The sequence below is a fragment of the Xanthomonas sp. JL1 genome (genome assembly GCF_038405005.1).
In genome coordinates, this window is record NZ_JBBYGR010000077.1 from 1 (window position 1) to 19,459 (window position 19,459).

13 protein-coding genes and 4 pseudogenes are annotated in these 19,459 nt (G+C 63.1%); 10 read left to right on the top strand and 7 right to left on the bottom strand.

What is annotated here, in order from left to right; genetic code table 11:
* Both WJW29_RS17235 and WJW29_RS17240 read left to right on the top strand, forming a co-directional pair.
* A partial coding sequence (locus tag WJW29_RS17235) for an IS30 family transposase (protein WP_113013897.1) occupies positions 1 to 287 on the top strand: 287 nt, incomplete at its 5' end.
* A gap of 294 nt (positions 288 to 581) precedes the next feature.
* A complete protein-coding gene (locus tag WJW29_RS17240) occupies positions 582 to 959 on the top strand; it encodes a hypothetical protein (protein ID WP_011408855.1) in 378 nt (125 codons plus the stop codon).
* 160 nt (positions 960 to 1,119) lie between these two features.
* On the opposite strand, the pseudogene WJW29_RS17245 reads toward WJW29_RS17240, so the two are convergent.
* The 4 genes and pseudogenes from WJW29_RS17245 to WJW29_RS17260 form a co-directional block, all read right to left on the bottom strand.
* A pseudogene (locus tag WJW29_RS17245) lies at positions 1,120 to 1,368 on the bottom strand (hypothetical protein); the annotation flags it as partial.
* Between the two features lie 183 nt (positions 1,369 to 1,551).
* A pseudogene (locus WJW29_RS17250) lies at positions 1,552 to 1,953 on the bottom strand (helix-turn-helix domain-containing protein); the annotation flags it as partial.
* A 420-nt stretch (positions 1,954 to 2,373) separates the two neighbouring features.
* Positions 2,374 to 3,336 (bottom strand): annotated as a pseudogene (locus tag WJW29_RS17255) (DUF1176 domain-containing protein).
* Positions 3,219 to 4,469 carry an acyltransferase family protein gene (locus WJW29_RS17260; protein ID WP_044757387.1) on the bottom strand — a complete coding sequence of 417 codons (1,251 nt, stop codon included), beginning with the start codon at positions 4,467 to 4,469 and terminating at the stop codon, positions 3,219 to 3,221. Before WJW29_RS17260 ends, WJW29_RS17255 begins: the two are co-directional and overlap by 118 nt.
* A gap of 159 nt (positions 4,470 to 4,628) precedes the next feature.
* On the opposite strand from WJW29_RS17260, the gene WJW29_RS17265 reads away from it, so the two are divergent.
* The 5 genes from WJW29_RS17265 (at position 4,629) to WJW29_RS17285 (ending at position 12,496) form a co-directional block, all read left to right on the top strand.
* A complete protein-coding gene (locus tag WJW29_RS17265; RefSeq protein ID WP_041182178.1) occupies positions 4,629 to 5,576 on the top strand; it encodes a LytTR family DNA-binding domain-containing protein in 948 nt (315 codons plus the stop codon).
* A gap of 253 nt (positions 5,577 to 5,829) precedes the next feature.
* Positions 5,830 to 6,955, top strand: a protein-coding gene (gene prfB / locus WJW29_RS17270; protein ID WP_014503214.1) for a peptide chain release factor 2 whose coding sequence is annotated in 2 segments (ribosomal slippage) — positions 5,830 to 5,904 and positions 5,906 to 6,955 — 1,125 coding nt in all. Because the reading frame shifts where the segments join, the coding sequence is not laid out codon by codon here.
* A gap of 203 nt (positions 6,956 to 7,158) precedes the next feature.
* Positions 7,159 to 8,676 carry a lysine--tRNA ligase gene (gene lysS / locus WJW29_RS17275; RefSeq protein WP_011408850.1) on the top strand — a complete coding sequence of 506 codons (1,518 nt, stop codon included), beginning with the start codon at positions 7,159 to 7,161 and terminating at the stop codon, positions 8,674 to 8,676.
* 141 nt (positions 8,677 to 8,817) lie between these two features.
* Positions 8,818 to 9,954, top strand: a complete 1,137-nt coding sequence (locus WJW29_RS17280) for a two-component system response regulator (RefSeq protein WP_011408849.1) — start codon at positions 8,818 to 8,820, stop codon at positions 9,952 to 9,954.
* Positions 9,955 to 10,318: 364 nt separating this feature from the next.
* On the top strand, positions 10,319 to 12,496 hold the full coding sequence (locus WJW29_RS17285; protein ID WP_011259451.1) for an ATP-binding protein: 2,178 nt from the start codon (positions 10,319 to 10,321) through the stop codon (positions 12,494 to 12,496).
* An 11-nt stretch (positions 12,497 to 12,507) separates the two neighbouring features.
* Here WJW29_RS17285 and WJW29_RS17290 read toward each other — a convergent pair whose 3' ends face one another.
* Positions 12,508 to 13,377, bottom strand: coding sequence for a crotonase/enoyl-CoA hydratase family protein (locus WJW29_RS17290; RefSeq protein ID WP_011408848.1), 870 nt, complete (start codon positions 13,375 to 13,377; stop codon positions 12,508 to 12,510).
* A 176-nt stretch (positions 13,378 to 13,553) separates the two neighbouring features.
* Positions 13,554 to 15,236: a long-chain fatty acid--CoA ligase gene (locus tag WJW29_RS17295; RefSeq protein ID WP_011259449.1), complete on the bottom strand. Its 1,683-nt coding sequence runs from the start codon at positions 15,234 to 15,236 to the stop codon at positions 13,554 to 13,556.
* 97 nt (positions 15,237 to 15,333) lie between these two features.
* On the opposite strand from WJW29_RS17295, the pseudogene WJW29_RS17300 reads away from it, so the two are divergent.
* Positions 15,334 to 15,763 (top strand): annotated as a pseudogene (locus WJW29_RS17300) (hypothetical protein).
* Between the two features lie 122 nt (positions 15,764 to 15,885).
* On the opposite strand, the gene acnA reads toward WJW29_RS17300, so the two are convergent.
* A complete protein-coding gene (acnA, locus tag WJW29_RS17305) occupies positions 15,886 to 18,654 on the bottom strand; it encodes an aconitate hydratase AcnA (RefSeq protein WP_011259446.1) in 2,769 nt (922 codons plus the stop codon).
* Between the two features lie 147 nt (positions 18,655 to 18,801).
* On the opposite strand from acnA, the gene WJW29_RS17310 reads away from it, so the two are divergent.
* On the top strand, positions 18,802 to 19,050 hold the full coding sequence (locus WJW29_RS17310) for an AbrB/MazE/SpoVT family DNA-binding domain-containing protein (protein WP_003486316.1): 249 nt from the start codon (positions 18,802 to 18,804) through the stop codon (positions 19,048 to 19,050).
* On the top strand, positions 19,047 to 19,457 hold the full coding sequence (locus WJW29_RS17315; protein ID WP_011259444.1) for a type II toxin-antitoxin system VapC family toxin: 411 nt from the start codon (positions 19,047 to 19,049) through the stop codon (positions 19,455 to 19,457). The genes WJW29_RS17310 and WJW29_RS17315 overlap by 4 nt, the downstream gene beginning before the upstream one ends.
* Positions 19,458 to 19,459: the final 2 nt, after the last annotated feature.

The window sequence follows — 19,459 nt, forward strand, 5'->3', positions numbered from 1 at the left end:
ACAACGGCAAGGAGTTCGCCGATCATCGGCTCATTGCCGCCTGCTTGCAGAGCGATTTCTATTTCGCAGATCCGTACTGCGCATGGCAGCGCGGCAGCAACGAGAATGCCAACGGGTTGACACGCCAATACTTGCCACGACAGACCGATTTCAGCACCATCACCAATGCGCACCTGCGATGGATCGAGCAGCGGCTCTACAATCGTCCGCGCAAGATACTTGGATTCAAAACGCCCCTCGAAGTCTTCTCCGAGGAGGTCCTCAACAGCGTTGCGAATCAGAGTTGAATTCGCCCACAGAAAAGACCGAACGATTCATCCAGCTCCTGGAGTACGCGGACAGCCGCACCGAGATAGCGCTGAAGCACTTCTACAATTATTTGGACACGGCACGTCATTAGCTGTTGCTTACGCTCTTCTGGAGTGTCGGCACGTATTCGTGTAGAAGACCTTTGCTGAGAGCGAGTTAGCTCACTTTTGGCTGTTTTTTACACAAATCCCTGCCTCCCGTGGTTTCGGGGTATAACGCAACATTGCGCCAGCAGAAGCAGTGGTTCAACCTACCAACGAGGGAGCACTTTAATGGGTGACAAGACCGACAAGAACACAATCGCCTGGCTGGCTCAACCGGAGGAACATGATTATCCGGCTGCGCAGTCCTATCTCAATCTGCTGTATGACGACGCCCACTGCGCCAAGCTGGTGCGTACGCTGCACGCGGCACCCATGTCGGCCTTCAAGGCCAAGGACATCCTGCGCGCCAGCGGCCTCTCGCCGCTAGGAATGAGCAATGCACACGTGGAAAGGGACCTCAAAAAAATCCAGTCCGGCACCGCTCTGTCACCGCTGCTGCTAGTGCGCCAGGAAGGCCAGCGCACCGTAGTTGCCGACGGCTACCACCGTTTGTGCGCCGTCTATCGCTTAGACGAGGACGCTTCTATCCCTTGCAAGATCGTGTGAGCCGACCCTCGACCTGGCCCAGCTGCACGGTTGTCAGGCACGTACCCCATCATGTGATTGATGATGGAATGGGCCTCACTGACACCTTGGGTGGCAAGCTGTTGCATATGCTGGTCGATCTTCGTGGCCAGTCGGCGAAATTCGTTCATTCTCATATCCGTCACAAAAGACGCGCTGATTGCCCTTGGACAGCGAGAAGTGTCATCGCCTTCTTATCGAAGGAAACGAAGGTTTCCCCACCAAGCCAATTACCTTCGTAGGCAATGACGCCATCGGCAAAGTCACCGCCTGCGTCGAGCACCAGCAAACCGGCCTCCACGGCGGGTCGGTTCACTTCCACGTTGGCGGCGGCCAGTAGCGCCCGGATCGCGTCGGCCGCGTCAGATTGCTGGAAGCCATAGACGCGCAGTGTTGGCGATGGTCTCCCCACGACCGCGCAGATCGGTCGGCCGCGTTCCAGGTCGCTGACGACCACGCGAGAGTCATGGCCCTTGTGGATCGCGATCTCGTCGATGCCGATGGTACGCGGCGCCGGCGTCCCCGCCCGACGCAGCTGTTCGGCCATGTACAGTTTGGACAAGTCCTTGACCGTACTGTCGTGCAGCCGCTCCAGCTCGGCCACGGCTGTGTGGGTCATGCTCCGGCACAGATTGCCCACATGCAGCGCGAACCGCTCGGTGTAGCGCGGGTTCTTCGCCAGCCAGTCCAGTCGCTCTACGTGCACGCCGCCGCACCCCGGGCAATCGACCCGCCAGCGCTCGAACTCCACGTGCAGCGTCCAGCCGGCCACGCGCAGGTCACGGGCGCGACACAGGCGCTTGTCGTAGCGGCTGCGACACCGATGACCGCAGTTGGAGCACACGGCCGTTTTTTTCGGCGACGCAACGTCACGATCCGCGCCTTCGGGGCGCCGAACACGCCCTTGAGCGTGGACCGGGCAGCGAAGCCAGTGAAGGAAAACAACGGGCTCAGCCGACGGCCCGTCTTCATGCACACCACCGCCTCAACAAGTTCAGTACAGGATGCACCACCTTCTGGGGCGCCGGAAAGGGCTTGTTTCCAATGCTTGACGCAGCGTCAAGGGCCTCAAGGCACCCACACGAATCCGCGATGAGCCAGTTTTTGTTCCTCGCACTTCGCGCCATCTCGATCGTTCCAATCCGCATTGGTCGAGTGCGCGATGTCCTCACCGCTCGCGGGACACGCCGTGACTCCATCCGTGGGGGCTCGATGGCGGCATCCATGCCGCCAACGGTCCCGCAATCGGCGAGGGCACCGCACCAGACAGTTGGCTGGTGGCATGTCGAAGAGCGCGGACAGCGCGTTTCTGCTTGCTGTATTGAACGCTCTACGCGCAAACCAGCTTGACTGGCGCTTCCGCAGACAGAGCATGCATGCACTGTCTGCGCTTCAATCAAGGCGACGACTTGACCTCGGTCACCAAGGTCGGCAACTCCCACGCGCCGCCGGCAGCCACCAGGCGGCACAGGCCCGAGGTGGATGTGGACGTCGGTACGAAACGGCGGCCGTCCCAGGTCCACCTGGCATCGCTGTCGCAATCGCCCAGGCCGCTGCCTTTTTGCGACGACAGCAGGGTGGAACCATCGATGTCGCTTGCCTGTGTGGTCACCAGGGTTGGCATGAAAATGGTGCGCGTGCATTGAGGACCCGGACGCCGGTGCCGACGTTGTACGCGCCCATCCAGCAATCGGTAGAGACCAGCAGCTTGTCGGTGCTGAGCCGGGTGACGGTCAACGGTTCCTGCGCATCGCCGGCTTGCAGCCCGTTGCATTCTTCATCGGCCGGCAAGCTGGCGCGCAAGGCCTGAAACAGCGCGGGCAGTGTGCCGATGCGCGCATCGCCGGCCTGCGCTGCGGGGAGGTTGGCCGCGCGCACTTGCGGCACCGGCACTGCCGGCAGCACTTTGGTTTCGTCATGATCGCCCTTGCGTACCAACATACCGCGTGTGCCCAGCCGGTCCTGAAATGCGTCCATCTTCAGCAGCACTGCCGAGGCGCCGCGGTCGGACAGCGGCCAGCGTTCCCCACCGCCACAATCGTGCTGTTGCCGCGCAGCGCGGCTAGCACTGCGGTGACCTGCGCGGCACTCAGCGGCACGGTGCCGCTGCTGCGGTCCAGCGCCAGCTTGCCCAGAGCGCGTCGATCGATCCGCGGCGTCACGATGCCGGCATCTTGATCTCGTCGTACTGACCAAGCATCAACTCCGCCGTCACTGTCTGCCCAGCGCCGGCCGTGCGGGTCAGCAGCACAGATACCGGCAAGTGCTCGCCTTCATCGGCCTGATATCCGGCGGCGCGGCAGGTGCGGGTGTTGTCGCAGGCGATGGTCCAGTCAAGCCGAACAATGGCCGCAGCCAACGCACGCGCCGGATCACGGACTCATGCAGTGCCAGACAGCCGATCACTGTGGCGGCAATCACCAGTGCCGGTTCCAGCCAGGCGTTCAACTGCAACGGCATCAGCCAGTACAGCATCACGATGATCAGGCTCTGATGCAGGATGTACCAGGGGAACACCGCTTCGGTGCAATACGGCAGCCAGCGGAACGGGTGGTTCAAACGCTGCTTCGCCCAGCCCAGCAGAGTCAGCAGCGCCAGCCAGGTGTAAGCCGCGCGTGCGCCGTGTTCCAGCGTTTCCCATGGCAGGGCGGCCAGCACCTGCGGCAACTGCGCGGGCTGCACGTGCATGCCCAGATAACGAATGACCAGCTCGGTTGCGATGGTCAGCGCCGCGGCTACCAGTGTGAGCCAACGCAGTTGCACGGCCAGCTGCCAGAAGCGTGCGTTGCGTGCCAGCAGATAGCCCAATAAAAAGAGTGGGAACGATTCGGCATGCACAAACCAGTCGCCGACCAACGCATGGGTCGGTGGATGTCGCGGCATCACCCACATCACGCAGAACGCTTCCCACAGGATCGGCACTACCAGCAGGGCCGGCACCACAACCGAAGACGGAAGCCGCGGCAATGCCGGCAGCCGTAGCAGCTTGCTCAGTGATACCAGCACCATCAAGGCTGCGGTGTAGGGCAGCAGGTACGCCAGATACCACAAGTGATTCCAGGTGATGCCGTGTTTCCAGCCATCGAAACTGCCGGCCGGCCACGGGCGCACCTGCCAGTAACGCAGCAGGAAGCTACCGAAGCCGGTGGCGACCTTGCCGTTGCTCACGCCCTGGCAGTAGGCCTGCACTGCCACCACGACGAACATGCCGAACAGCAACGGCGGCAGCAATCGCCCGCAGCGACGCAACGCGAAGCGCCACGGCGTGGCCTGCGGCCGCGACAAGCCGATCGCGATGCCGGAGATCATGAACAGCAATGGCATCCGCCAGCGATTGAGCACGATCATCGGCCACTGCAACCACTCGGCCGTGTGCACGCTCTTGAGGTGGAAATCCCAGTCGGCTACATAGGCCATGCCCACGTGGTAGAGGATCAGCAGGGCGAAGGTGAAGATGCGCAAGGTATCGATATCGTGGCGGCGCTCGGTCATGGTTGGCGGCTGGTCGAAGAATGCATGCATCCTGCGCTGCGGCCTGCTCAATCGGTGATGTCAGGGGTGGAAACCCCGGCCCGCAGTGACCAGTGGTGCCAACCCAGGGACGAATGGGGGCGGCAGGGAGGGCGGTTTCGCCAGCTAGCGCAGGCCTCTATGATCGGCGCCTGCCAACTGTGGACATGTGCAATGCAATCGACCGGGCCGCGCCCGCCAATCATCCACCACCGGGCCGGCCGCGCCGCCATGCGCTGGGCCGTGGTGATCTGGTCGCTGGTGTTCTACCTGAGTGCACTGGGCAACGTCTGGACCGCCTGGCTTGCCGCGCGCCGCGATGGCCAACCCATCGTGGTGTGGCAGGTGCTGAGTTGGGAACTGAGTAGCGCCACGGCGGCGCTCATGCTGTTGCCGGCCGTGGTGTGGCTCTGCGCACGCTGGCCGCTGCATGCCGATGTCTGGGAACGACGCCTGCCAGCGTATGTGATCGCTGCACTGGGCTGGTGGCTGCTGCATGTCGCCGGCATGGTCGTGCTGCGCCTGCTGGTCTACGCACTGGCCGGCGCGCATTACGATTTCGGTGGCTGGCTGCAGTGGGTGTACGAGCTGTCCAAGGATCTGCGCACCTTTGCGCTGCTGGTGGCGGTACAGCATACGCTAGCCTGGTACGCGCGGCGCCGTCAGGGCGAGGCGCATCTGCTCGCCGCACCTGACGATGGTCCGCCAGTAGAGCCGCTGGAGCGCCCGGAGCGATTTCTGGTGCGCAAGTTGGGACGTGACTTCCTGGTCGCCACCGCCGATATCGAGTGGATCCAGGCCGCGGGCAATGACGTCAACCTGCATCTGCGCGGTCACGATTACCCGTTGCGCAGCACCATGGCCGCGATCGAGGCCAAACTGTACCCGGCCGTGTTAGTGCACATCCATCGCAGCTATCTGGTCAATCTGGGCCAAGTGCAGGCGATCGAACCGGTCGATTCCGGCGATGCGCGCGTGCATCTGCGCGACGCCACCGTGCTGCCGTGCAGTCGTAGCCACCTGGCCGGCTTGCGTGCGCATGCGGGGCAGGGCACCGCTGCGCCCAAGATCGACGCACTGGTGGCGTAAGTCGCTGCGACGGCGCCGCCCGGGGTGACCCGCGTCTGGTCCCGAATCCGTCCCAGCCCGCATTGTACTGGTGGATCGCAGTTGCTGAGACACCGATGCGCGATGGTGATTGCTCGCCGAGCCTGCGGTCGAGCACGGCAGCCAGGCACGTGCGCACTAACAGGTGCTGCAGCATGCGCGGCCACAGTTCCGCCGCGTTCCGCCGCCGCCGTCCGCTTGTTAAACTAGCCAGCTTGTTTGCCGGAAGTCCGTCATGATCGAAACCAATCCGATCCGCCAGCGCATCACCGATCTCAACGATCGCGTGCTCTCGCTCAGGGGGTATCTTTGACTACGACGTCAAGAAAGAGCGTCTAGAGGAAGTCAGTCGGGAGCTTGAGAGCCCCGACGTGTGGAACGACGCCGAGCGCGCGCAGGCCTTGGGCCGCGAGCGTTCGATGCTGGAAAAGACCGTGATCGGCATTGCCGATGTGCTGTCGGGCCTGGTCGATGCGGGTGACCTGCTGGAGCTGGCCGAGAGCGAACAGGACGAAGACACTGCATTGGCGGTGATCGCCGATCTGGACAAGTACCAGACCCATGTCGAGAAGCTGGAATTCGAGCGCATGTTCTCCGGCCAGATGGACGGCGCCAATGCGTTCGTCGACATCCAGGCCGGCGCCGGGGGCACCGAGGCGCAGGACTGGGCCGAAATCCTGTTGCGCATGTACCTGCGCTGGGCCGAGTCGCGCGGCTGGAAGACCGAGCTGATGGAAGTGTCCGGCGGCGAAGTCGCGGGCATCAAGTCGGCCACCGTCCGCATCGAAGGCGAGTACGCCTATGGCTGGTTGAAGACCGAGATCGGCGTGCACCGGCTGGTGCGCAAGTCGCCGTTCGACTCCGATAACCGCCGGCACACCAGCTTTACCTCGGTGTTCGTGTCGCCGGAAGTGGACGACAACATCGAGATCGACATCAATCCGGCCGACCTGCGTACCGACGTGTATCGCTCGTCCGGCGCCGGTGGTCAGCACGTCAACAAGACCGAATCGGCGGTACGTATCACGCACATCCCGACCAATACCGTGGTTGCCTGCCAGACCGGCCGCAGCCAGCACCAGAACCGCGACAACGCGATGAAGATGCTGGCGGCCAAGCTGTACGAGCTGGAAGTGCAGAAGCGCAATGTCGAGCGCGATGCGCTGGAAGCGACCAAGTCCGACATCGGCTGGGGCAGCCAGATCCGCAACTACGTGCTCGATCAGAGCCGCATCAAGGATCTGCGAACCGGCATCGAACGCAGCGACACGCAGAAAGTGCTGGACGGCGACCTGGACGAATTCGTCGAGGCCAGCCTGAAGGCCGGTCTCGCAGCGGGCTCCAAACGCCTGGATGCCTGACCGATGCGCCAAGTGGCCGTCGCGACGGCATCCTGGCGCAGCTCCGCAGTACCCGTGACGCAGCGGTGGTCATGCACTGCGGCTTCCGGTGACACGGATAACGCGTATCTTCGTCACACCGACATTGTAAAAGAGTGCCGGCGCCGCCGGTGCCTCATTCCCCACCGGGCACCCGCCCGACCCACAGCAGATCGATTCCCGCCATGACCGAGCAGATCCCCGCGCCGCAGCCCCCTGCCGACGAGAACAGCCTCATCGCCGAGCGCCGCGCGAAACTGGGCGCGTTGCGCGGCCAGGGCATCGCCTACCCGAACGACTTCGTCCGCGAGCACTTCGCCGGCGACCTGCAGGCCGAGTTCGCCGACGCCGATACCTGGACCCCCGACGCGCTGGAGGCCAGCGGTCGCACGGTCAAGATGGCCGGCCGCCTGATGGCCAAGCGGGTCATGGGCAAGGCCAGCTTTGCGCAGATCCAGGACGAGTCCGGGCGTGTGCAGCTGTTCCTGCAGGGCAATGTGCTCGGCGATGCCTACACCGCGTTCAAGGGCTGGGATGTCGGCGACATCGTGGCGGTGGAGGGCGGGCTCACCCGCACCAAGACCGGCGAACTGTCGGTCAAGGCCAGCGCGTTGCGCCTGCTGACCAAGTCGCTGCGCCCGCTGCCGGACAAGTGGCATGGCCTGTCGGACGTGGAGCAGCGCTACCGCCAGCGTTATGTCGACCTGATCGTGACCCCGGAAGCGCGCGAGGTCTTCATCAAGCGCTCCAAGATCATCCGCGCCATGCGCGCGTGGTTGGATGCGCGCCGCTTCCTGGAAGTGGAAACGCCGATGATGCATTACATCCCCGGCGGCGCCACGGCCAAGCCGTTCACCACCCACCACAACGCGCTGGACCTGGATCTGTACCTGCGCGTGGCGCCGGAGCTGTATCTCAAGCGTCTGGTGGTCGGTGGGCTGGAGCGCGTCTACGAGATCAACCGCAATTTCCGTAACGAGGGCGTGTCGACCCGGCACAACCCCGAGTTCACCATGCTCGAGCTCTACGAGGCCTATGCCACGTACCACGAGATCATGGACCTGACCGAGCAGGTGATCCGCGACACCGCGCAGTCGGTGTTGGGCACCACGCAGGTGAGCTGGGATGGCGCCGACATCGATTTGGCGCCGGCTTTTCGGCGCTGGCGCATGGATGAGGCCGTTCGCCACCATAATCCGGAGATCAGCGCGGCCGATTGCACCGATCGCGATGCGCTGTTGCGCCATTGCGAGCGCCTGAAGATCCGCGTCAAGCCGTCCTACGGCTGGGGCAAGCTGCTGCTGGAAATTTTCGAGGCCACCGTCGAACACACGCTGGTGCAGCCGACCTTCATCACCGACCACCCGGTCGAAGTGTCGCCGCTGGCGCGCTCCAGCGACACCGAGCCGGGCTATACCGACCGCTTCGAGCTCTTCATCAATGGCAAGGAGCTGGCCAACGGCTTCTCCGAGCTCAATGACCCCGAGGACCAGGCCGCACGCTTCCAGGCGCAGGTGCAGGCCAAGGACGGCGGTGACGACGAAGCGATGCATTTCGACGCCGACTACATCCGTGCGTTGGAGTACGGCATGCCGCCGACCGGCGGCCTGGGCATCGGTATCGACCGGCTGGTGATGCTGTTGACCGGCAGTACCTCGATCCGCGATGTCCTGCTGTTCCCGTATATGCGTCCGGAAGCCTAATTTTTTTGTGCTGTCGGTGTGCCGACGGCACACTTACTGCATATGCTAGTGCAGAGCCTCGAACAGCGTATTGTTCGGGAGAGTCGGCACAGGCGCCGGCGTCATCGCTTTTCCGTTCTCGAGAATAGAGGAGCAAACGCTATGCAGGATGTTTCAGGACGTCCGGGCGGCGCATTTTCGACGGATACATGGGTAAGCTGTGCGGAAAAGGCGGATATGGGATTGAACATCGTCATTGTCGATGACCAGATGTCTGCGCGGACGATGCTGCGCCATGTCATCGAGGACATCGCGCCGGAGCTCAAGGTCTACGATTTCGGCGATCCGCTCGACGCCTTGGCCTGGTGCGAAGCCGGGCGCGTGGATCTGTTGCTGCTGGACTACCGCATGCCCGGCATGGACGGTCTGGAATTCGCGCGGCGCCTGCGCCGGCTGCCCAGCCACCGCGATATTCCGATCATCCTGATCACCATCGTCGGCGATGAACCGATTCGTCAGGCGGCGCTGGAAGCGGGTGTGATCGACTTCCTCGTCAAGCCCATCCGCCCGCGCGAGCTCCGCGCGCGCTGCTCCAACTTGCTGCAGCTGCGCCAGCAGAGCGAAAGCGTCAAGCAACGCGCGTTGTCGCTGGAGCAGCGCTTGCTGGCCAGCATGAACGAGGTCGAAGAACGCGAGCGCGAAACCTTGTCGCGGTTGGCGCGCGCGATCGAATACCGCGACGCTGGCACCAGTGCGTTTCTCGAACGCATGTCTCATGTGGCGGGCCTGATTGCCGAGCAACTGGGGTTGTCGGAAGAAGAGGTGCGCATCATCGAGATGGCCGCACCGCTGCACGACATGGGCAAGATCGCCATTCCCGATTCGGTGTTGCTCAAGCCGGGCAAGCTCACTGACGACGAGATGAGCGTGATGAAACGCCATCCGCGTATCGGCTACGAGTTGCTCAGCGGTAGCCAGAACCGTTTCATCCAGGTGGGCGCGCTGATCGCGCTGCGCCATCACGAGCGTTATGACGGCACCGGTTATCCGGATGGCCTGGTCGGTGAGGCGATTCCGCTGGAAGCGCGCATCGTCGCAGTGGCCGACGTGTTCGACGCCCTGTTGTCGCCGCGCCCCTACAAAGAAGCCTGGACCGTGGACGCCGCGCTGGCCTACCTGTATGCCCAACGCGGCCGTCTGTTCGACCCGCGCTGCGTGGATGCGCTGTTGCGTGGCCGTGCGCAGCTGGAGCAGATCTGTGGCGAGTTCTCCACCGCATCGGCGCGACCCGGGGTGTGAGGTGAGGGCGGCGCCTGGTCAGCTGCGTGATCGCCCCATCCGGCGACCCTGCAGCGAGCATGGTCAGGCGTGCGTCGCGCTGCTCTGGAGCGCGATCGGCACCGCGCCGCGTTTCGGCAGTGAGGCTGTGCACATCTTGGTCATTGCCACGCTCAGCTTGGGTGCAATGTTGGCGTGGCAAGGTCATTATGGGGCATCGATTGCACGGCTGGGCGCGTTGACCTGCAGTCCTGTGACGTTGGTGCGTACGCTGCACGAGCCAGCCCAAGCATTATCCGGCCCGCGTTTGCTGCGGGTATCGGCGCTGCGCTGCAGCCACGGAAGGATCCCAACCCATTGACGCGAGAGTGCGTCTGAGGCGTCTATGAAGTCTCCACTGACATGGTTGAAACAACGTCTGTCAGGCCGGCCGGATACGGAACACGCGCAAAACCTGATCCGTATCATCATCACCACGTTGTTCATCTCCTACCTGGGTTGGCGCTACCACAACACCCACGGCGACACCTTGATGGCCACTTGGTTGATCCTGGTTGGCGAACTGGTGGTATCGCTGGCGCTCATGGTGGCGATCCTGCTACGGCCGCAGGTGTCGCACAGGCGGCGTCTGATCGCCATGCTGCTCGACTACACCTGCACCGGCGCGATCATGGCCATTCAGGGCGAACCGGCATCGCCGTTGTACGCGGTGTGCATGTGGGTGACCATCGGCAATGGCTTGCGCTACGGCAGCAACTATCTACGTGCCGCCACGGCGATGGCCAGCCTGAGTGTTCTCAGTGCCATCCTGATTTCGCCTTATTGGAAAGCCAATCCCTATTTGAGTTGGGGCTTGCTGCTGGGCTTGATTGCGGTGCCGCTGTACTTCGATTCGTTGTTGCGTGCGATGACGCGCGCGGTACGCGAAGCGCGGCATGCCAACCAGGCCAAGAGCCGTTTCCTGGCCAATATGAGTCACGAATTCCGCACCCCGTTGAATGGCTTGTCGGGCATGACCGAAGTGCTGGCCACCACGCGTCTGGATGTAGAGCAGAAGGAATGCCTGAATACCATCCAGGCCTCGGCGCGCAGTCTGCTGTCGCTGGTGGAAGAGGTGCTGGATATTTCCGCGATCGAGGCGGGCAAGATCCGTATCGATCGCCGCGATTTCTCGCTGCGCGACCTTATTGGCTCGGTCAACATGATCCTGCAGCCGCAGGCCAAGACGCGCGGACTGGATTACGGCACCGAGGTCGCCACCGACGTACCGGACCTGCTCAAGGGCGACACCGGCCATCTACGCCAGGTGTTGCTCAACTTATTGGGCAATGCGGTCAAGTTCACTGATCACGGGCATGTGCTGCTGCGGGTCGCGCGGCTCGCCGGCAATGGTGCCGACACGGTGCGGCTGCGTTTCGATGTCGAGGACAGCGGTATCGGCGTGCCGATGGACATGCGTCCGCGCATGTTCGAGGCGTTCGAGCAGGCGGACATGGGGTTGTCGCGCCGCTATGAAGGCACTGGCCTGGGTACCACGATCGCCAAGGGGCTGATCGAGGCCATGGGCGGCGCAATTGGCTATACCCCCAATCGCCCAAGCGGCAGCGTGTTCTGGTTCGAGTTGCAGCTGGAGATTGGCATCCTGGAGAAGGCTGCGCCGACGCGCACGCCGGTCGGCGTGCTGGAGACGCCCGACGAACTGGAACCCTCCAACGTCATTGCCTTCTCCAACCCGTTTCTGCGTCATCGCGCGCGCGTGCGCAGCATGCGCATGCTGGTGGCCGATGACCATGAAGCCAATCGTATGGTGTTGCAGCGATTGCTGGAGAAGGCCGGGCACAGGGTGATGTGCGTCAACGGTGCCGAGCAGGTATTGGACGCGATGGCCGACGAGGATTTCGATGCGGTGATTGTGGATCTCCACATGCCGGGCATGAGTGGACTGGACATGCTCAAGCAACTGCGCGTGATGCAAGCCAGCGGGATGCGCTACACCCCGGTGGTGGTGCTCAGCGCCGATGTCACACCCGAGGCGATCCGCGCGTGCGAGCAGGCCGGTGCCCGTGCGTTTCTGGCCAAGCCCGTGGTGGCTGCCAAGTTGCTCGACACGGTGGCTGAGCTTGCGGTCAGCACCCGTCCACTGGCGACGCAGGCTCCGGTCGTGCAGGCACCGACCAGTTTCGAAGGCGTGCTCGACGCCAGCGTGCTGGACGAACTTGCCGCGTTGGGCATGGGGGAAGAATTCGAACGTCAGTTCATTCGGCAATGTCTGGATGATGCACACAATTGTGTCGGTGCGATCGAGCGCGATGGCAGCCGCTCGGATTGGGAGCAGCTACGCGAAGGCGCCCACGCATTGCGTGGCGTTGCCAGCAATCTGGGGCTGGCCCAGCTGGCCAGCAGTGGCGGCGAGCTGATGCGCATGGCCGATTGGCAGCTACAGGCCGAATGGCGGCAGCTGCTGTCGGCGCTACGCGAGCAGCTACAGACCGGAAGGGAGGTACTCGACGCACGCCTGCAAGGCGTCAAAGACGACGAACGCTCCCCCCGGAGCAGCGAATAGCCCGCCGCACATCAGCCGGCGTCAAGCCCGGAGCGACGCGATTGCGCGCGGACCAGGCGATCCATGGTGCGCAACGACTTCTCGCCTAACTGCATCGCCGTATCGACCCAGATTTCGGTGATGCGCATCATCTCGTCCAATGGTACTGCGGTGGTCATTTCGCGCACCTGCTGCATCGCCGCCCAGGCATGCGGCGTGCGCTTGCTTTCGCGGATCACCTGTTCGACTGCGGCCACGCCCTGGCCGCGCGGCACCACGCGATCAACCAGACCCATGCCAAGCAACTGCTCGGCGGAGTACAGATTGCCTTCAAGCATGATCTTTTGCGCCAGTTGCGCACTGACGCGCTGGCACATGAAAGAGTAGGCGCCCATCCCCGGAAACAGGTCGAACAGCACTTCGGGCAAGCCCATCATCACGCCTTCCTCGGCGATGATGGTGTGGCAGCTCAATGCGGCTTCAAATCCGCCGCCAAGCGCATTGCCCTGCACCAGGGCAATGCTGTGCGCACGTGCGCCGAGTCCGACATGGAAGGCATGTACACCGCGCACACAGCGTTGGGCGTAATCAAGCAGTCGAACTCGGTCGCCTTCGCGAATGAGTCGGCAAAACAAGGCCAGGTCGCCGCCCAGGTTGAACACGTCACTGTCGGACGCCAACACCACGTGCGGTGCCAGCACGCCTGCGTCAGTCAGGCGCTGCCCCAGGTTGGTCTGATAGCGGGTGATGTCGTCGACTAGGCGCGTCGAGAAGCAGGCGCGCCCCGGGTTGACTGAAAGATCGGCATGCATATGGATCCAGTACACCTCACGCTGCGGTTCTTCAATGATGCGTAGGGTTGAGTCAATATTGGTGCGAATGAAGGGTTGAACTGCAGACATGTTGGTTCTCCGTGATGACCGTCCGGCCGGCCGCCTTTCGGACGGACATAAGATTGAACGCGTGAGCGTGCGCCGACGTCGAATTCTATGCGTGTAAAAGCAAACGCCCGCAATGCCTTGTCGCATTGCGGGCGTCGTCGGAGACTGAACGTCTTTGGTCTTCGGTATAACCAGTATTACGTTTTCGGCGCGTCCCGCAATTCACGGCGCAGGATCTTGCCCACATTGGTCTTGGGCAATTCCTTCCGAAATTCGATCACGCGCGGCTGCTTGTAGCCGGTGAGGTTGGCGCGGCAATGCGCCTTCACATCGTCGGCGGTCAGGGCAGGGTCCTTCTTCACGATGACCGCCTTGACGATCTCGCCGGACTTTTCGTCCGGCATGCCGACCGCTGCCACTTCCAGCACGCCGGGCATGGTGGCGATCACGTCTTCGATCTCGTTCGGATAGACGTTGAAGCCGGACACCAGAATCATGTCCTTTTTGCGATCGACGATGTAGACGAAGCCTTGCTCGTCCATGCGGGCGATGTCGCCAGTGTGCAGCCAGCCTTCGGCATCCATCACCTTGGCGGTCTCGTCGGCCTTCTTCCAATAGCCCTTCATCACCTGCGGGCCCTTGATGCACAACTCGCCGATCTCGCCGATCGCCAACGCCGTGCCGGCGTCGTCCTTGATGCAGGCATCGGTGGACGGAATCGGCAGGCCGATCGAGCCGTTGTAGTCCTTTAGGGTCATCGGGTTGATGCAGGCGGCCGGTGAGGTTTCGGTCAGGCCGTACGCCTCGACCAGGGTCAGGCCGGTGACCTTCTTCCAGCGTTCGGCGACCGAGCGCTGCACGGCCATGCCGCCGCCCAGGGTCATCTTGAGTGAGGAAAAATCGATCTGATCGAAACCGGGTGTATTGAGCAGGCCGTTGAACAGCGTGTTGACGCCAGTGAACGCGGTGAAGCGGGTCTTTTTCAGCTCCTTGACGAAGCCGGGCATGTCGCGCGGGTTGCTGATCAGGTGATTGCAGCCGCCAACCTTCATGAAGACCAGGCCATTGGCCGTCAATGCGAAGATGTGGTACAGCGGCAGCGCAGTGATGACCACTTCCTGGCCTTCCAACAGCTGGCCGGTGCCACCGACCCACTGGTGCGCCTGCTGCATATTGGCGACCAGATTGCGGTGAGTCAGCATCGCGCCCTTGGCCACGCCGGTGGTGCCGCCGGTGTACTGCAGGAACGCGATGTCGTCGGGCTCGATCTGCAGCGTCGGCATGCTGTGCTTGCGGCCCTGCGCCAGCGCCTCGCGGAAGCGGATCGCACCGTTGATGCGGTAGTCCGGCACCAACTTCTTGACGTAATTGACGACGAAGTTGACCACCGCCGCCTTCGGAAAGCCCAGCATGTCGCCCAGACCGGTGGTGATGACTTGCTTGACGGGCGTGTCGGCAATGACCTGCTGCACGGTGGTACCGAAATTGTCGATGACCACCAGCACGCTTGCGCCGGAGTCGATCAACTGATGCTTGAGTTCGCGCGGGGTATACAGCGGATTGACGTTGACCACGGTCAGGCCGGCACGCAGGACGCCGAAGGTTGCGATTGGATACTGCAGGCAATTGGGCATCATCAAGGCGACGCGGTCGCCCTTCTTCAACTGCAGTTCGCCAAGCAGGTAAGCAGCGAATTGCTCGACCAGCTGATCCGCTTCGCGGTAGGTGATGGTCTTGCCGAAGCTGTGATACGCAGGCCTGTCGGCAAAGCGTTTTACCGACGTGGCGAACACCTCGGCCACCGTGCGGAATTGCTCAAGATCGATGTCGGCGGCAACGCCGGCTGGATAACTTTGCAACCAAGGACGTGCCTGATTCATCTGCCCCCCTCCAGGGTGTTCTCGACGCGCCGCAGTGTGTTTTACGGCATTACGAAAACTGGCAGCATACCGTCATGGATGGAAAACGCGAAGCGTGATGCAGATCAGCATTCAAGCGTGGTCGCCTGTGGTGTGGGTAGGGTTTTGCATGCCGGCATTGCTCGGGTGCACGCGTGCCGCGCCGGAATAACGTCTGCGCGTAACGCTGGAGCAGATGCATCAAGCCATCCAGGCAGCTGAGCTTGGCGATGGCACCGATAGCCGAGGACGTTATCGGCGAAAACGGGCTGGACGCTCCAGTGTTGCGGCGCTTGATGCAGGTGCAGATGCTGGGCAAGCAACAGATCGGCGTGACCCTGGGGCCGGTCGAGGTAGCGCTACGCGGCGACACTGCCACGGTGCGCTTTACGGCGCTGTTGACCCGCGGTAGCGGCCGCTGTGTGCCCGATCAGGCGCGGACCTACCAAGTCATCACCGGTTGGCGTAAGACAACACCAACGGCGGGGAGGCCAAGTCATTCGGTTTGATGTCCGGATGCACGCGCTCTTTGCTCACCGCGGCGTGATCGCCCTTTTCACGAGACCGGAAACGCCACTCCCGCCAAGCGGCGGGAGTGCGTTGCATGGGTGGAGCGCAATGCGCGCTGTGGTCAGGCTGGCTTGCGCGCAGCCAGTTGACGCAGCACGTACTGCAGCAGACCACCGTGCTTGAAGTACTCCACTTCCTTCGGCGTCAGCAGCAGCACCTTGACCTGGAACTGTTTGACGCTGCCATCGGACTTTTTGGCATCCACCGTGGCACGGCGGCTGGCGCCGTCCTGCAGGCCGGTGATGTCCAGCACTTCCGAGCCATCCAGGCCAAGGCTTTGCGCGTTCTCGTTGTTCAGGAACTGCAGCGGCAGTACGCCCATGCCGACCAGGTTGGAACGGTGGATGCGCTCGAAGCTCTCGGCGATCACGGCCTTGACGCCGAGCAGGTTGGTGCCCTTGGCCGCCCAGTCGCGCGAGGAGCCGGTGCCGTATTCCTTGCCCGCCAGCACCACCAGCGGCACGCCGTCGGACTTGTACTTCATGGCGGCATCGTAGATCGCCAGCTTTTCCGGCTGGCCGCCGTCGGCCGGGTAGTACAGCGTGTTGCCGCCTTCTTCGCCGCCGAACATCAGGTTCTTGATGCGGATGTTGGCGAACGTGCCGCGTACCATCACATCGTCGTTGCCGCGGCGGCTGCCGTAGCTGTTGAAGTCGGCCGGTTGCACGCCGCGTTCCTGCAAGAAACGGCCTGCCGGCGAGTCCTTTTTGATGTTGCCGGCAGGCGAGATGTGGTCGGTGGTGATCGAGTCGCCGAACAGGCCCATGATGCGCGCACCGTGCACGTCGTCCACATGGCCCACCTGCATGGTCATGCCGTCGAAGTAGGGCGGGTTCTTGATGTAGGTCGAGGCGGCGTCCCACTCGTACAGCGCGCCGTCGGGCGAGGCGATGGTGTTCCAGCGCGTGTCGCCCTTGAACACGTCGGCGTAGTTCTGCTTGAACATCTGCGGGCCGACGGTGGCGGCGATGGTGTCGCCGATTTCCTTGTTGCTCGGCCAGATGTCGCGCAGATAGACCGGCTGCCCGTCGCTACCGGTGCCCAGCGGCTCGGTGGTGAGGTCGATATCGGTGGTGCCGGCGATGGCGTAGGCCACCACCAGCGGCGGCGAGGCCAGGTAATTCATTTTGACTTCGGGATGTACGCGGCCTTCGAAGTTGCGGTTGCCCGACAGCACCGAGGTCACCACCAGATCGTCCTTGGCAATCGCCGCAGACACGTCGTCCGGCAGCGGGCCGGAGTTGCCGATGCAGGTGGTGCAGCCGTAGCCGACCACGTAGAAACCCAGTTTTTCCAGGTCGGCGAGCACGCCGGCCTTGCTCAGGTAATCGGTGACCACGCGCGAGCCCGGCCCGAGCGAGGTCTTCACCCATGGCTGCGCTTTCAGACCCTTGGCTGCCGCATGACGCGCAAGCAGGCCGGCACCCAACATCACTGCCGGGTTGGAGGTGTTGGTGCACGACGTGATTGCGGCGATGACCACCGAGCCATCGCGCAGCTGCCAACCGGCGCCGCTGGCACTGGCGCTTTCTGCCTGGGACGCCTTGGCGCCCACCGTAGTGCCGCCGCCGCCTTCGTTCTTCAGGCGGTCTTCCTGCGTGAGGTCGGTGAGCTTCTTGCTGCGTGCGTCGGCAAACGGCTTGAGGCTTTCGCGGTAGTTGGACTGCATGTCTTCCAGCAGCACGCGGTCCTGCGGGCGCTTGGGGCCGGCCAGCGACGGCTTGACCTCGGCCATGTCCAGTTCCAGCGTGGCGCTGTACTGCGCCGGCGGGGTGTTGGCGTCGTGCCACAGGCCTTGCGCCTTGGCATAGGCCTCGACCAGCGCAATCTGCTCCTCGCTGCGGCCGGACAGGCGCAGGTAGGTCAGCGATTCTGCGTCGACTGGGAAGATGCCGCAGGTGGCGCCGTATTCGGGAGCCATATTGCCGATGGTGGCGCGGTCGGCCAGCGGCAGGTGCTGTAGGCCGTCGCCATGGAACTCGACGAACTTGCCGACCACGCCGGCCTTGCGCAGCATCTGGGTGACGGTGAGCACCAGATCGGTGGCGGTGGCGCCTTCGGGTAGCTTGCCGCTGAGCTTGAAGCCGACCACCTGCGGAATCAGCATCGAGGAGGGCTGGCCCAGCATCGCGGCCTCGGCCTCGATGCCGCCCACGCCCCAACCCAGCACGCCGATGCCATTGATCATGGTGGTGTGGCTGTCGGTGCCGAACACGGTGTCGGGGTAGGCGAGCAAGGTGCCGTCCTTGTCCGCGCTCATCACCACGCGCGCCAGGTTTTCCAGGTTCACCTGATGCACGATGCCGGTGTTGGGCGGCACCACCTTGAAGTTCTCGAACGCCTTCTGGCCCCAGCGCAGAAAGCCGTAGCGTTCCTGATTGCGCTGAAATTCGATCTTGCCGTTGAGGTCGAGCGCGTCGGGCTTGCCGAACACGTCCACCTGCACCGAATGGTCGATGACCAGTTCGGAAGGAATCTGCGGGTTGATCTGGTCGGCGTTGCCGCCGAGTGTGACTACCGCGTCGCGCATCGCGGCCAGGTCGACCACGCAGGGCACGCCGGTAAAGTCCTGCAGCACCACGCGCGCCGGCATGAAGGCGATTTCGATATCGGGCTCGGCCTTCGGGTCCCACCTGGCGACCGCTTCGATGTGGTCCCTGCCGACGGTGACACCGCCGTCCTCATGCCGGAGCAGGTTCTCCAGCAGGATCTTCATCGAATAGGGCAGGTGGCCGATGTCGAAGCGTTCGCCCAGCTTCGGCAGGCTGTAGTAGGCGTAGCGCTTGCCGTGGACCTCAAGCGAGGTGCGAGTGGAAAAGGAATCGCTCATGCGTCACTCCTATGGCGTCGAAGGCTTTAGGGAGACCTCCATTCTGAGCGGTTCAGTGTGTACGTACGGTGTGTTCAGGCCAATCTGAGAACTTGAGTAGGACGGTATAAGTACGTATCATTCGTGCATACTTTCTGGAGCGTGCTCATGGAAGCCACCGTTGCCGAACGCGGACAGATCACGCTGCCAAAAGCCGTGCGCGATGCTCTGGGTCTGACCAAGGGCACCACTCTCAAGATCGAACTCGATGGTGGCCGCATCATCTTGCGTAAAGATGTCAGCGAGGCGCTACGCAAGGTGCGCGGCAAGTTCAAGCTCGTCGATGGCCTGACCAGCACCGATGCCGCCATGCGCGTCATCCGTGGCCGCGCCCCCGGAGACCCGTTCGACCCATGATCGCTCTGGATTCCTCGGTGCTGCTGGACATCCTGATCGGCGACCCGGTCTACGGCGAAGTGTCGGAAATCTGCATCGGCGACGCCCTGGCGCGCGACGAGGTCGTGGTTTGCGACGCCGTGGTGGCCGAAGTGCTGGCCATGCTCGACACCCAGGTCGACCTGATGGAAACCCTGGCCTCGATCGGCGTGCGCTACGAGGCCACCCAGGAAGCGGCGGCGGTGCGCGCCGGTCATATGAACAAGCGCTTCCGCGCACGCGGCGGCAAGCGCGAGCGGGTGGTGGCGGATTTTTTGATCGGCGCCCACGCAATGCTCCAGTGCGATGGGTTGATCACCCGCGACGAGGGCTTCTTCCGCGATTACTTCAAGGGCTTGAAGATTACCGTCCCCAAGCCCGTTGCCTGATC

Excerpts from the sequence above, each read along its gene's own strand:
- WJW29_RS17240 (WP_011408855.1), top strand. The coding sequence starts at position 582 with ATGGGTGACAAGACCGACAAGAACACAATCGCCTGGCTGGCTCAACCG.
- WJW29_RS17260 (WP_044757387.1), bottom strand. The coding sequence starts at position 4,469 with ATGACCGAGCGCCGCCACGATATCGATACCTTGCGCATCTTCACCTTC.
- WJW29_RS17265 (WP_041182178.1), top strand. The coding sequence starts at position 4,629 with ATGATCGGCGCCTGCCAACTGTGGACATGTGCAATGCAATCGACCGGG.
- lysS (WP_011408850.1), top strand. The coding sequence starts at position 7,159 with ATGACCGAGCAGATCCCCGCGCCGCAGCCCCCTGCCGACGAGAACAGC.
- WJW29_RS17280 (WP_011408849.1), top strand. The coding sequence starts at position 8,818 with ATGCAGGATGTTTCAGGACGTCCGGGCGGCGCATTTTCGACGGATACA.
- WJW29_RS17285 (WP_011259451.1), top strand. The coding sequence starts at position 10,319 with ATGAAGTCTCCACTGACATGGTTGAAACAACGTCTGTCAGGCCGGCCG.
- WJW29_RS17290 (WP_011408848.1), bottom strand. The coding sequence starts at position 13,377 with ATGTCTGCAGTTCAACCCTTCATTCGCACCAATATTGACTCAACCCTA.
- WJW29_RS17295 (WP_011259449.1), bottom strand. The coding sequence starts at position 15,236 with ATGAATCAGGCACGTCCTTGGTTGCAAAGTTATCCAGCCGGCGTTGCC.
- acnA (WP_011259446.1), bottom strand. The coding sequence starts at position 18,654 with ATGAGCGATTCCTTTTCCACTCGCACCTCGCTTGAGGTCCACGGCAAG.
- WJW29_RS17310 (WP_003486316.1), top strand. The coding sequence starts at position 18,802 with ATGGAAGCCACCGTTGCCGAACGCGGACAGATCACGCTGCCAAAAGCC.
- WJW29_RS17315 (WP_011259444.1), top strand. The coding sequence starts at position 19,047 with ATGATCGCTCTGGATTCCTCGGTGCTGCTGGACATCCTGATCGGCGAC.